Annotated in this window: 8 protein-coding genes and 1 pseudogene; 5 read left to right on the top strand and 4 right to left on the bottom strand. The window is 64.3% G+C overall.

Going from position 1 to position 13,433, the window contains the following annotated elements; all coding sequences use genetic code 11:
* Positions 1–89 precede the first annotated feature (89 nt).
* A complete protein-coding gene (locus tag ACIP1U_RS20645; RefSeq protein ID WP_400318869.1) occupies positions 90–1,211 on the top strand; it encodes a hypothetical protein in 1,122 nt (373 codons plus the stop codon).
* Positions 1,212–1,924: 713 nt separating this feature from the next.
* The gene (locus tag ACIP1U_RS20650) at positions 1,925–2,710 is read left to right on the top strand and encodes a transcriptional regulator (RefSeq protein ID WP_400318616.1); all 786 of its coding nucleotides are present in this window, start codon (positions 1,925–1,927) and stop codon (positions 2,708–2,710) included.
* A gap of 315 nt (positions 2,711–3,025) precedes the next feature.
* On the opposite strand, the gene ACIP1U_RS20655 is transcribed toward ACIP1U_RS20650, so the two are convergent.
* Entirely contained in the window at positions 3,026–4,024 is a 999-nt protein-coding gene (locus tag ACIP1U_RS20655) for a helix-turn-helix domain-containing protein (RefSeq protein WP_400318619.1), read from the bottom strand.
* Positions 4,025–4,240: 216 nt separating this feature from the next.
* On the opposite strand from ACIP1U_RS20655, the gene ACIP1U_RS20660 reads away from it, so the two are divergent.
* The gene (locus ACIP1U_RS20660) at positions 4,241–5,728 is read left to right on the top strand and encodes a flavin monoamine oxidase family protein (protein WP_400318622.1); all 1,488 of its coding nucleotides are present in this window, start codon (positions 4,241–4,243) and stop codon (positions 5,726–5,728) included.
* A 119-nt stretch (positions 5,729–5,847) separates the two neighbouring features.
* Positions 5,848–7,227, top strand: coding sequence for an arylsulfatase (locus ACIP1U_RS20665; protein ID WP_400318624.1), 1,380 nt, complete (start codon positions 5,848–5,850; stop codon positions 7,225–7,227).
* Between the two features lie 32 nt (positions 7,228–7,259).
* Here the strand turns inward: ACIP1U_RS20665 and ACIP1U_RS20670 are convergent.
* Positions 7,260–8,021: pseudogene (locus tag ACIP1U_RS20670) on the bottom strand (TauD/TfdA family dioxygenase); the annotation flags it as partial.
* Here ACIP1U_RS20670 and ACIP1U_RS20675 point away from each other — a divergent pair.
* Positions 8,020–9,180, top strand: a complete 1,161-nt coding sequence (locus ACIP1U_RS20675) for a porin (RefSeq protein WP_400318627.1) — start codon at positions 8,020–8,022, stop codon at positions 9,178–9,180. The pseudogene ACIP1U_RS20670 and the gene ACIP1U_RS20675 sit on opposite strands and share 2 nt — an antisense overlap.
* A 60-nt stretch (positions 9,181–9,240) precedes the next feature.
* On the opposite strand, the gene ACIP1U_RS20680 is transcribed toward ACIP1U_RS20675, so the two are convergent.
* The gene (locus ACIP1U_RS20680) at positions 9,241–11,949 is read right to left on the bottom strand and encodes a LuxR C-terminal-related transcriptional regulator (protein ID WP_400318629.1); all 2,709 of its coding nucleotides are present in this window, start codon (positions 11,947–11,949) and stop codon (positions 9,241–9,243) included.
* 243 nt (positions 11,950–12,192) lie between these two features.
* Complete coding sequence (locus ACIP1U_RS20685) at positions 12,193–13,422, bottom strand: CaiB/BaiF CoA transferase family protein (protein WP_400318632.1); 1,230 nt, start codon at positions 13,420–13,422, stop codon at positions 12,193–12,195.
* Positions 13,423–13,433 lie beyond the last annotated feature (11 nt).

Genomic DNA, 13,433 nt, shown 5'->3' on the forward strand with positions numbered 1-13,433 from the left:
AGGATGACCGGGCCTTTTGTGCCTGCGTCGAGCGCCTCCCCCGGGAGCGCGCCACGCATGAGGCTTGCCCAGCGGCCTCGGAGTTTTCTATGCAGCTGATTCGCAAGCGCCGGTTGGTCCACGCCTGCGCCCTGGTGCTGGGCCTGTCGTGCGCAGGTACGGCCAGTGCCGCCCCCGACGATGTGTTCATGCAAGCCGAGCCCGCCACCGGGGAGTTCACCTCGGTGCGGGTGGAGGCCAGCTACGACATGGTCGACCGCACCGTGGACGTCTTCAACCTGCGCGGGCGGCAGGGGCCCGTGTCGGACAACGCGGGCGATTACCGCGGTGGCAAGTTGATGCTGGGCTATAAATTCTCGCCACACTGGTCGGGATCGGCCACCTATTGGCGCCGTGGCATCGATTACGGGCAAGACCACAACCAGATCGATACCTGGATGCTGGCCATGCACTACGACCCGCTGGCCGAGGCCGGTGCCCGCGATCGCATCATGCTGCGCTTCTCGCTATGGGGAGACCATTCCGGCAGCCTGAATCGCTCGTCGCCTGTGCTGGTTCGCAACACGATGTTCAACAGCCTCACAGTGAATAACGCGAATGATGTCCAGGCCCAGGCCGATGTCATCTTCTCCGGCGAGTTGACCGAGCGCAGCCAGCTCACCGGTTTCATCGGCCTCGGCATCAGCCGCGTGACGATCGGCAGCATCAATACCCGTCTGCAGCGAGGCAATTGCAATTTCAATGTCGCTATCGGCTCCGACAATCTCGCCAAAGGCCAACTGGCCGCGCCGTGCAACGTGGGCAACGCCACGCTCCAGTCCGCGTCGTTCGCGGTCGATGCCGGCCAGTTCGGGCTGAATATCAATGACGATTTCAACTACACGGCCGGCTATCTGAGCCTGGGTGGATCATGGCGCTGGAAGTACGAGCGCTTCGCGGCGCGGCTCGGATACCAGTTCCAATACCTGCTGCGCAGCAATGTCGATAGCCGTTCGCAAACCTATGGCAGTTCGCCGATCCGCTCCAACCATACGCTGGGGCTGGAGCTGTCGTTTGCGGTGGTGAAGAACGTGGAGGTGTTCCTGCGCGGCCAGGCGTCGCTGCACAACTTTGTCGGAACCATTCCGTTCCTCTATAACGCCGCGACCGCCGGCAAGCTGGATCGGTACTACGGTTACGGCTCGATCGGCATCCGCTTCTCCGGGTTCTGAATCCGGGACCCTGGCGCTTCACAGCGTCGATCGGGATCGCGTTGCGCAGCGCGGCCCTCTGTTTCCAGGATCGTCAGCACGTTTCTATCCCCTCCGGTGAGGGGATGGAAAACAGGGAACCCCAACTTTATTGCATCGCAGCAAGGGCACTTATTTCAGACCTTAGAAGATTGAAATTCCTAAAATAGGACGGATTGGTTAAAATCCTATCAATCACAAAAAATTACATAATTATTACGTCGGTTCTAGAAAAATTTTTGCGGCTGAACGTCTGGGTAAATTAATTTATCGACGTCATCGATAAGTCGGAAATGCCAGGGTAATCAGTTTTCACCAATGGCATGCGAATACGCGCCTAGCCCCATCCTTTGAAGCAGGCAGTCCATCGGATTTATAAGAAATCCGATGGGCATACGCATGCCGATGGCAACGGCGCACTATTTCTTCGCGCACCGTCTGCAAATAAATTCGTAAACGACCACGGCAGCACGCTCGTCTCCGGGCGGCGGCATGCTGCGGCATTGAATATTTGGGGGTCCCACCAAGCAGCAAGGGATAATATGCAGCATTCAAGGGTGTTCGAGCGCCGGGAACTCGATCGATATTTTGCCTCGTACCTGGGGATGGAGGGAGGCAACCCAAAGGCTCCTGTCTGGATATGCGACAGAAGCCCCGCCTGGTACGAGCCCCTCGTCGCGCCGCTGCAGCCTCGCATGGCGCCGCCGGCCTGGGACGCTGTGTTCCGCCATCAGCATCGGGAAGACATGGGCAAGTGGTTTGGCCATCAGTGCGTTGCGCGCATCATGGCCGCCGCGCGGGCTGAGGCAATGGGCATGCGGCTCGGCGACAACGATTGGGAACAATACTACTGGCGCCATCTCTACTCGCCATGCGGCGCCGAGTTCAGGCTCAGCCTGTTTCCCCTGTCTCCCCATGTCGACGGACGAACGACGTGGTCCAAGGCGTTCCGAGGTCAGCCTGAACTGATTCCACAGTCGCGCTACGTAGATCTGTGCCGACATGGCGAACGCTTCCGGTTCCTCGCAATGACCTGCACACGCTGGCGTCCGAAGGTGGTCATTTGTCTAAGCCATCGCCATACCGACGAATACATCGAGGCCTTCTCGCTCGGCGGGCTCGCCAGCGAAGAGCACGGACTCCAGCCGGCAGATCAAGTCAGGCGCTTGCGTATCTTCACCAGGAACGGAACGACATGGATCATCTGCCCGGCAATCGGCGGCAGCGCAGGCATGACATCGCAGGTCCAACTCGATGCATTTGGAAAATTTCTAGGTATGCGCCTGGCAGCGAGTGACTTCAGGCACTGCGTCGATCTCGATGCGGTCGACCCGGCACCGTGGGCGCTGCCGGAGTTCGATCCGTACCAGAGGAGCAGGCTGTCTGGCGGGGCGGCTGGTTGCCGTGGGGCGGAAAGTGTTCGATCATCGCTTCCCGGAAGCGAACCCACTCGGGCCGGCAAGCTTGAATCCTTCGCCTAGCGGCATACGGAGAAACTGATGTAAAAAAATTTCGATTTTCATGATTGAAGATATCTGGAATAATTGCAGCTCTTCTTTTATCTTGTAATTTCCCATTAAAGGCACCGTTTATCGGTGTCTTTTTTTTGTCGACGAGCTGTAACACCACTTTTATAAGGTGGCTTTGATTTCGTGTGCGAAGAACAGCCAACAGACGAGTAGTCGCGTTACTGCCATAATTGCTGCAGTGAATGCTTCTTCGGGGGCGCAATACGTTTACTTCACAAACGGAGCGCAATTACTTCACCTCACGGGAGGAGGCTACCGAAATAGGGGTCAGCGGGCCATATGGACCATCCCGCAGGTCCGAACTGTCTCCGACGGGAGATAGCCAAACATGAGCCGGTAGTCCGCGGCGAATCTGCCCATGTTAACAAAGCCCCAACTGGCGGCCGCAACATTGATCTCCGGCGCATCGGCCTGTCGCAACACCTTTTGTACTGATGAGAGTCGCACGGCTCGCATGTATGCCTGAGGCGTAACACCTGTGACTTCCAGGAAGGCCGTCTGCAGCGTCCGACGGCTGATGCGCAGCATCCGGCAGAACTCCAGGAGGCCTGCGGGCATACCCGGGTTCGTCATCAAGTGTTCGCGGCTGCGATTGACGATCTCGCTGTAGGTCAACCGCGTCACGTCATTGCGGCGCCGGGCCGGTTGTGCATCGATCAGCAGGCAGAAAAGGTGTTCGAGGATGCTATCGCGCAACGCCGTGCGCGAAGCATGATGCGCCAGGGCACCAGGATTGTCCGCGGCAGCCCGCAGGCAATTGCCGATGCCGGCCGAGGCGCGTTGGCGTGCAGGCTGGCTGGTTTCGAGCAAGGGCTGGCTGGCCCACGAAATACCATCGACGCCGCCAAGGTATTCGGCATACTGCGCGAAGGTCTCGTCGCGAATCACGATCCCTACATGGTCAGTCGGTCCCGCCGTCTGGACGGCCCAGTCGCCCCCTCCCTGTAAATGCCCGATGGTAGCGCCGACGGCGCGCCCCTGAAGAGTCGAACTGCTCTCGGACATGGAGATGCCGAACGTACGCCAGTCCTTCGCCAACCAGCCTTCCTGCGCTGTCGGGACGTTGACCTGTTCACGGTACACGACAACATCCCCGGCCAGATCGAAGCGCTGCAGGGTACCCTCGAAGCGTCCTGGTCCGGTCTGGAGATAGCGCTGGTGGAATTCGGGAAGACCACGCGCGTGATCGTCGGGGTCCGTGGTCGACGAGGCATGGCAATGTCCGGCATTGAACATATAGGGCCTGCAACGGTAACTCTGGGGCATGGTTGTCGCCTGCCCGGCGCGAGCATTGTCCCTGTTGCGATCGGCGAGGCGGTATCGGGACTTACGCCAACCATCGGATTGTGCGTCATGCGATCCAGGCAAGTGTCCGCCGCCAGGTTGTAACAGGGCATCAGGAACGGGTTGCCAATGCTGGATACCGCCTGCGGTCAGGTTAGTCCTATGCTGGGCGGAACTTGACTTCGGACATCAATCACCATGGAAAAGAAGCTTCCCGTCACCGGCAAGGTACCGGCGTCGATCGACCGTCGTGGTTTCATGCGCCGCACCGGCGTGGGTGCGGGGGCGATGGCGCTCGGCAGTGCGATCGGTTCGACACAGGCGCAGGCAGGCAGCGCCGGCGAGGTGCGTCGCAAGGCAGAGGCCAAGGGTGTCGACTACGACGTCATCGTCCTGGGCGGTGGCTTCGCCGGCATCACCGCCGCGCGTGACTGCTGCAAGAACGGCTACCGCACGCTGGTGCTGGAAGCGCGCGATCGCCTGGGCGGCCGCACGCATACCAGCGATTTCGCCGGCCATCAGGTCGAACTGGGCGGCACCTGGATCCACTGGTCGCAACCGTTCGTCTGGTCGGAAGTGCAACGCTACAAGCTGGAAGTGGTGGAAACGCCGGATGCCCATGTCGATCCGGCCGGCGCGGTGACCGTCGTGCTGGTGGACGGCCGGCGTGAATACCTGAAGACGCCCGAGCAACTGGGTACGGTCTTCGGCGCGTTCAACCAGTATTTTGCGGAGGCGGGCGGGATGTGGGAGCGCCCGTACGACGCATCCCACGGCTGGAAAGCGATCACCGGGAGCGACCGGCTTTGCGCGCAGGATGTCATCGGCGGCATGAAGCTGACCCGGACCCAGCAGGTGGTCCTCGAATGCTACGCGGCCGGGCTCGCGCATTGCCCGCCGGAACGGGCATCGCAGGTGGATGTGAACCGCTGGTGGTCGCTGCCTGGCGGCAACCTGCCGGCGCTGCGCGACGCGGCGGGGCGCTATCGCTTCAAGCACGGCACCGTCAGTCTGATCAACAAGATGGTGGCGGACGGCAAGCCGGAAATCCGCCTCGGCACCCCCGTACGCTCGGTCGAGGACCGGGGCGGCCACGTGGTCGTCACCACGGCAACCGGCGAGCGACTGAGCGCGGCGGGGGTCATCGTGGCGCTGCCGATGAACGTGCTGCCCGGCGTGCAGTTCTCCCCGCCTCTGGATGAAAAGGTGGTGGCCGCCGGGCGCGAGCGGCACGCGGGCGTGGGCATCAAATTGCTGACGAAGGTGAAGGGGCGTCTTGCGGCGGGCCGCGTGACCGCCCTGGCATCGCCCACACACCCGCTCTCGCTGACGTCGACCTATGCCATGGCCGACGACCACACCATTCTTGTCACGTTCGGGCCGGATCCGAAGCGGATCGACTATCGCGACAAGGCCGCCGTGCAGCAGGCCCTGCGGGACTTCTTCCCCGATGCGGTGGTGGAGCAGGTCGAGTTCTACCCGTGGACCGAAGACCCCTGCAGCCTCGGCACCTGGGCCAATTATCGGCCGGGCTGGTTCGGGAAATACTACGCGCATTTCCAGCAGGATCGCGGCCGCGTCATCTTCGGCCAGGGCGACCACGGTGAAGGCTGGCGCGGCTTCATCGATGGCGCAATCGGCGCCGGCTCCCGGGCGGCCGTGCGGGTCAGGGCGCTGCTCGGCTGATGCATTCCTTCCCAATCCATCCAGGTAACGCCGGCATGAAGCCCATCCATCCGATACAGTCAACGCCCGCTCGGCGGGCAGTTCGGCTCGTCGCTGCCGCCCTGTTTGCCGCAGGGGCTGTGCTCACTTCGGTTGCATCGGCCCAGGCGCCGCAGAAGCCGAACATCCTGTTCATCCTTGCCGATAACCTTGGGTACGGCGAGCTGGGGGTCTACGGCGGCGGAGAACTGCGTGGCGCACCCACGCCGCGCATCGACAAGCTGGCCGCCGAGGGCATGCGCCTGACCAACATGAACATGGAGCCGCAGTGCACGCCGAGCCGCTCCAGCATGATGACCGGCCGCTATGCCATCCGCTCGGGCACCTACGCGGTGCCGATCGGCGGCGTTGCCGAAGGCCTGACGCAGTGGGAAGTCACCCTCGCCGAGTCTCTATCCGACGCCGGCTATGCCACGGCGCTCTTCGGCAAGTGGCACCTGGGCAGCCATGACGGGCGCCTGCCCAATGACCAGGGCTTCGACGAGTGGTATGGCATTCCGCGTACTACCAACGAGGCCATGTGGCCGGGCTCCAACGGCTATTCGCCGGAGCGGATGAAGCCGGAATACATCCTGGAAGGGCGCAAAGGAGGAACGAGCCGAGAACTGAAGGTCTACGACATGGAGCAGCGCCGCCTGATGGATGCGGAACTCACGCGCCGCTCGATCGCCTTCATGGAGCAGCAGGCAAGATCCGGCAAGCCTTTCTTCGCCTTCGCCAGCCTGACACAGCCGCACTTGCCCACGGTGCCGAATCCGCGCTTCGCCGGCAAGACCGGCAACGGCGACTGGGCCGACATGCTGGCCGAAATGGACGACAACGTCGGCAAGATGCTCGACACAGTCGACCGGCTTGGCCTGCGTAGTAACACCATCGTCATCTTCGCCAGCGATAACGGCGCGGAGTACTTCAGGCCGTGGGACGGTTGGGCTGGCCCCTGGCGCGGTCAGTATTTCACTGCGTACGAGGGCGGCATCCGCGTGCCCTTCATGATTCGCTGGCCGGGGAAAATTCCCGCCGGCGCTGTGAGCAACCAGATCGTGCACGGCGTGGACTTGTTCCCGACCATCGCCGCCATGACCGGCGCGCGCGTACCGGGTGACCGTCCCATCGACGGCGTGAACCAGACCGCCTTCTTCGAGGGCAAGACCGCGAAGTCCGCGCGCGAGGGCATCCTGATCTGGGTCGACAACCGCCTGCAGGCGGTCAAGTGGCAGAATTTCAAGGCCCACTTCTACCAGCAGGACAATATGGAAGCGCCGCCTCTCAAGCTCGCCGTACCCTACCTGTTCGACCTCTACACCAACCCTCGCGAAGACGAGCACAAGCGCGCCTACGCAAGCTGGGTACTCGGGCCCATGCTCAAGATGATGGGAGCATTCGAGGCCAGCGTGAAGAAGTTCCCGCTGATTCCAATGGGCACGCCGGATCCGTACCAACCGCCCGCGGCACTACCGTAGTTCAGCGCCGAACGGATGCCGAGCGAGGAAATCTTCGCCACCAGCTCCGGACCGATCGCTTCGACGAACTCGCGCGCATCCGCGATGGTGGTCTCGCCGCCGACGGGCGCCGTCTTGCGCGAGAAGAAGGCGATGCGCTTGGGATAGTGGTTCCGGTACGCCATTTCGGAATGCACGCCCAGGCCGACGCTCGCGTCCAGCCGCGTGACCTCGAGTACCCTTCCGGCGATCTTCTTGCGCGGCGCGCGACCGCCGATGTAGCCGTCCTGGAATGTGGGAAACATGTCGACAAGATCGGCGAAGTCCTCGGTCTGCGGGGTGGGGAACCCTCGCAGCACGATGCCGCCATGTTGCGTGATGAGTTGCTCCAGCACAGGTATTGGTGCGAACTCAATATGACGGTGTAACGAGCAGCGCTGCATGTGGCCGATACGCTCGGCTATGGGGAAGTGTCGAACCTCATCCGTGCGTACCGGCGCTGGAAAGGCGTAACGCCGCACCATGATCGCGAGCGTCTGCATCGCTCCATGTAGGGCGCCTGCACTATCCCGGCCAGGCCCAGGGCTCCGCAAGCCTTTTCCGCCCCTGTCAATCGTGAAAAACCTTGGCGTGGCCGGCTTTTGTTCGTTGCGCCACATCGCAGCGATACCCCATTCCTTTTGGACGGGGTCAAATGTCCGCGCCGGAGTTCTAATGCAAGGCAGCCCGGCAACGCAGGACCGGCGCGCTACGTCTTCAGGCATTGCAGCAAGTTGCCATGAAGCCGCATAACAACATCGGAGAAGACAAAGCATGAGAAAGCAGGTTCTTGCGCTCTCAGCCCTGAGTGCAATGGGCGGGCCGGCGCTGGCCCAGTCGAGCGTCACCCTTTATGGGGTGGTCGATGCCCCAATCGAATATGTCAACGACATGGCACGGGGTACGCCTACCGTCGTCAACAACCAGTTGGTGACGCAGCCTGGCGGCAAGCGTATTTCGATGCCCACCACAGGCGGCTTGTCCGCGCCGCGCTGGGGCCTGCGTGGCAAGGAGGACCTCGGCGCCGGGCTGGCGGCGATCTTTACGCTGGAAGGGGGGTTCGGTCTGGACAACGGCGTGTCGACCTCGGGACGCCTGTTCGGCCGGCAGGCTTCGGTCGGCTTCCAGAGCCCCTATGGCAGGCTGACCTTCGGGCGCCAGTACACCAGCATCTTCGAGGGCTTTTCCAACTTCACCCCCACGCGCTACGCGGTACTGTATGAGCCCCTGGTCTGGCAGCTCGGCGTCAACTACCGCAGCGACAACATGATCAAGTACCTGGGCGAATTCGGGCCAGTGACGGTCGGCGCGCATTACTCGTTCGGCACCGGTGTGGGTGCGATCGGGTCGACGCCGCTGGCCGGCGGCGGCGCGGGCGAGTCGCCCGGCAACTTCCGCGACAACACTGGCTACGGCGCGTCCGTGGCGTATGTCGGCGGCGGCTTCGGCGCCACGCTGGTCTATGACGAGTGGAATCCGACCGTGACGGCAGGGCAGCCTGGCCGCACCCGCAAGTTCGGCGGCGCCGTCAGCTACCAGACCGGGCCACTCAAACTGACGGCCGGCTATCGCTGGAACCGTACTAACTTCAATAACGGCAACACCTTTGTCCGCGACGACTACTGGTGGACCGGAGCCAGCTACCGCGTGATGCCCGCGCTGAACTTGATGCTGGCCTACTACTATGCGGACGTCAAGGAAGCACGCCTGGGAGCGACTGCCCCGCGGTTCGAACCCGCCAATCCATGGCAGGTGACCTTTATTGCCGACTATGACCTGTCCAAGCGGACTGACGTCTACCTGACCACGGCATATGCGCGCAATGCCGGGCTGAACTTCGACTCTTCACCGGTCAGCTTCGCGACGGGTTACTTCCCCAACAACGGGCAGAAGGGCATGTTCGGACTGGCGGTGGGGGTGCGGCACCGCTTCTGATCCTGCCAACGTCGCGGCGTCGCAGTGCGACGCCGCGACGCCGCGATGCCATCCACCGGCTTAGCTGGCGGCGCTTGCAATCGCCTGCTCGGCCAGCGCGCGTGCGGCGACGATGGCTTCGTAGCGGCTCGAGACGCCAAGCTTTCCGAAGATCTGCCGCAAGTTCCATTTCACGGTGACGATGCTGATGTTCAGCGCCAGCGCGATGCGCTTGTTCGACATGGCCTGGTCCAGCAGCGTGACAATGTCCTGCTCGCGCGGCGTTAACCCAGGCACGTTGCCGCACGATGGCACCGGCGGCGGCGCGATGAGCGATGCTGGCGTGGCAGCCTGTGCGTTAAGCGCTCCCCGAAGCTGGGCAAGGTAGGCACCGGACGCACTGTCGGCGCAATCTTCCAGCCGTGCCAGCATGGCGCCGACGCCGGGGTGTTCATCCAGCAGCGTACGTAGCAGCCCGAGCCGCATCCCACTGGCAAGGGCCAGCCGCAGCGCGGCCTCGCCCTCGACATGGCGGCCCAGGTCTGCCAGCGCACAGGCGTGCAGCAGATCGGAAACCACTAGCAACTGCTCACGGCGATAGACCGCGGCGAACGCACGCAGCTGGTCGAGCAGCGGCAACACCCGCTGCGGCTGACGCTTCGCCAGCGCAAGGCGCGCCTCTGACAGCGTGGCGAGCGCGCGGATACCGGCGTCACGCGGGCCTGCGCCGGCGTGCGCCAATGCCAGTGCCTGCAGCACGTCGAGCAGGGTGGCGGCATGCCGCAGGTCCCCCGCATTCACAGCCATATGGCATTGCTCTGCCAGCATGCTCGCGTGGCCGCGCGCAAAGCCATCGCGGCTGAATGCAGCCTGCGCCTTGCCCAGCGCGGACAGAGCGGCGCTGGCCTGCCCCTGGCGGGCCAGCAGGCGGGCATGGCAGCGCGCCGCGCGCAATACCAGTTCAGGCGAAGAGGCCTGCAGCAGGCCGCGCCGGTCCGCCAGCACCTGGCGTGCCGCGTCGAGCTGATTGCGCTCATAGTGGACCTCGGCCATCACCGCGGCGCAAGCGCAGGCAGAGATCGAACGCCGCCCGAATGCTGCTTCGGCGCGCGCCAGGGCCTGGGCGCCGATGGCTTCCGATTCCAGCGCGCGACCTTGCAGCAGCAGCGCGCATGCGGCGGCTGCCGCGGCAAGGAGCGTCAGCTCCTGCGCCTGCCAGGGCGTGCCGGCGGTGCGCAGCGGACCGTCACAGGCCGGGCGCGCGGGATCCTGCACGCCCAGGGCAGCCTGGCAGCGCACGCGCAGGCCAGCATGAATCGCTTCATAGTCGGGGTGGGGCAATGCAAGCACGGGCATGCCCTGCAACAGATCCCACGCTTGCGTGGCGTCGTCGCGTTGCACACAGATTGCGGCCCGCGCGAGGATGATCACTGCAGCGGGCACCTCCACGCATCCGTGGGCGGCTTCGAGCCGCGCAAGCCAGTGCTCGGCCTCATCCGCCCGCACGGTCATGATGCTGGCCCAGACCGCCAGCATCAGCACCCGCGGATGCGCGGCAATCTGCTGCGGCCGCAGGCGCCCAGCCCAGAGCCTGAATTCGCGCAGCCGGGTGACCGAGGGCAGCCGCTGGCCGTGGCCGTTGCACAGCTGCACCACCAGCGCGAAGTCGTCGCAGGCCATGGCATGCCACAGGCCCTCGCTCAGCATGCCGTGGCGCGAATACCAGCCCGCTGCGCGCCGGTGCAAGTCGGCCGCGTCAAATCCGGCGCGGCGCAAGCTGTCGCGCAGATAGCGCGCCAACATGGGCGGAAACCTGTACCAGTTGCCTTCGCCAGGCCCGACGGCGACGCTGGTGAGGTGGCACGATGCCAACGCATCGAGCCAGTCCTGTGCCTGGTCATCGCCGGTGACTTGCGCGGCCAGCCCGTAGCAGAAGCTGTCGAGCAGGGAGAGTTGCCGCATGAAGTCAAGCACGGCAGGATCGACCTCCGCGAGGATCTCCTCGTCGACATAGGCGCGCAGCGCCAGGTCGGTCGGCGTGCCGCTGGCGCAATCCATCCCCACTGCTGCCGCGCCTCCCCGGAGTGCGCTTGCCATCAGTTGTACGCCGGCAGGCCATCCCGCGCTGGCCTCATGGACACGACTGACCGTGTCGAGCGGGATGTGGGCGCCAAGCTGAAGATGCAGCAGGGCGCGCGTTTCCTGCGGGTCGAACCAGAGTTCCGACGGGCCGGCCTCAAACAACTCGTCCGAGGCACGCAACCGGCCCAGCGGCAGCGGCACCACCGTGCGCGACGCGATCACCAGGCTGAGGTGCCGCAACTGCGGATCGGCCAGGGTGCGCACCAGGGCCATCACTTCGCTGTCCTGTGCATGGTGGAACTGGTCGATCATGACCCAAAGATGGCCTGGAATGCCTGCCAGCGCCTCGACCAGCGCGTTCGATGCCGCCGCCGCCTGCATCCGTGCCAGTGACCGGGCGCACTCGTCCCAGCCTCCGGCGATTCCCGCGCCATGCAGCGCGCCGCACAGCGCCGCGCAGAAGGACCGGAAGTCCTGGTCTTCCGGAGCCAGCGCCAGCCAGACGACCCGTGCGCGCGCCTTGATCAGCGCGTGGCGCCATTGGCCCAGCAGCGTGGTTTTCCCGGATCCGGCGCCGGCACTGAGCAACACGAGCTTGCACTGGCGCGCGGCCTCCAGCTGGGCCAGCAGCCGGTCCCGCTGGATTTCGCGGGTTCGCGTCCGTGGCGGCGATATCCTTGCGGCCAGCGGGAACTGGTGATGGCCCATCCGTCGTCTCCGTGTCAAGGCGCGGCCGCCGGGATACAGGCCGCCCATGCGGGCAAGTATCGGCGCGAAGCCGCTTGGCGACCGCCCCCCTGCGCGGGGAGTCTGGGAGCTGGGTGGCACGCGGCGCGTGCCGCAACCGCCACTGCATGCGTTACATGCGTGGCGGCGCTTATGCTCGCAGTGTCGTTGTCCCTCGCCGTGCCCTTCGTGACGGCGGGGCCGCTTAATTTGCGGAGGTTGGTTCTATCGCACCACGCCTTCCTTCCGCAAGCGTTGGATGTTTTCCTCGGTATACCCGGCTGCAAACAGGATGTCCTCGGTATGCTCGCCCAGCAGCGGGGCCCGCCGGCGCACCGCTCCCGGCGTTTCACTGAGCTTGATCGGCACGCCGGCGATCTTTACCGGGATGGCCGAGCCAGGCTGCTCCACTTCCACGAGCATCTCGCGCACGGCGTAGTGCTTGTCGGCAAAGATCTCGGCCGATGTGTAGACCGGGCCGAAGGGCACCTTGCCACCCAGGCACGCGGCGATTTCTTCCTTTGTCCGCACCGACGTGAAGGCTTCGATCGCCTCGATCACCTGATTCTGGCGCTGCACGCGTGCTGCATTGGTCGCAAAGGCTTCGTCGGTCGCCATATCGGGCCGCCCGATGGCCACGGCAAGCTTTTCCCAGAATGGGTCGGTGGCGCAGGCGATGGACACATGTCCGTCCCGTGCCCGGAACAGGCCGAACGGGCACAGCAGCGGGTGGCGGTTGCCTTCCGGCGCCGCAACCTCGCCGATATAGGAGTTCTGGTAGACGATGCGCTCGCACATGGCCAGCACCGCGTCGGTCATGGCCACATCCACGAACTGTCCCTGGCCGGTTTCGCGTACGTGGTTGACAGCGGCGAGGATGCCGATGCAGAGCATCAGTGCCGGGATGGTATCGCCCACGCCCGGCCCGATCTTGGTCGGCGTGCCGCGGTCCTGACCGGTGATGCCCATCATGCCGCCCATGGCTTGCGAGACCACGTCGTAGGCAGGCCATTGCGCATACGGGCTCTCGCCGCTGCGCGGATCGCCGAAGCCGCGCACGGTCCCGTAGATCAGGCGCGGGTTGGTCTGGCGCAGGGTTTCGTAGGCAAAGCCAAGGCGCTCCATCACGCCCGCCCGGAAGTTCTCGACGATGATATCGGCCCGGTCGATCAGCGCGCGCAGAACGGCACGGCCCGCTTCCGTCTTGAGGTCCAGAGCGATGGAGCGCTTGTTGCGGTTGACGCTCTGGAAATAGCCGCCGAAGTCGCGCAGCGCGTCGTCGGCGCAGAACGGGCCGGTAACGCGCGTGCCGTCGCCGGTCATCGCTTCAACTTTGATCACATCGGCACCGTGGTCTGCCAGGATCTGCGTGCAAAAGGGGCCCGCCAGCATCTGCGTCAGGTCGATCACGCGCAGGCCGGCAAGCGCCCCCGCGGGTTTGGCTTGAGTCTGCATTTCAGGCTTCC

It is taken from the genome of Cupriavidus sp. NPDC089707, from assembly GCF_044748965.1.
Lineage (GTDB): Bacteria > Pseudomonadota > Gammaproteobacteria > Burkholderiales > Burkholderiaceae > Cupriavidus.

Coding starts and splice junctions, on each gene's coding strand:
- ACIP1U_RS20660 (WP_400318622.1), top strand. CDS start 4,241: ATGGAAAAGAAGCTTCCCGTCACCGGCAAGGTACCGGCGTCGATCGAC.
- ACIP1U_RS20645 (WP_400318869.1), top strand. CDS start 90: ATGCAGCTGATTCGCAAGCGCCGGTTGGTCCACGCCTGCGCCCTGGTG.
- ACIP1U_RS20650 (WP_400318616.1), top strand. CDS start 1,925: ATGGCGCCGCCGGCCTGGGACGCTGTGTTCCGCCATCAGCATCGGGAA.
- ACIP1U_RS20685 (WP_400318632.1), bottom strand. CDS start 13,422: ATGCAGACTCAAGCCAAACCCGCGGGGGCGCTTGCCGGCCTGCGCGTG.
- ACIP1U_RS20675 (WP_400318627.1), top strand. CDS start 8,020: ATGAGAAAGCAGGTTCTTGCGCTCTCAGCCCTGAGTGCAATGGGCGGG.
- ACIP1U_RS20655 (WP_400318619.1), bottom strand. CDS start 4,024: ATGCCCCAGAGTTACCGTTGCAGGCCCTATATGTTCAATGCCGGACAT.
- ACIP1U_RS20680 (WP_400318629.1), bottom strand. CDS start 11,949: ATGGGCCATCACCAGTTCCCGCTGGCCGCAAGGATATCGCCGCCACGG.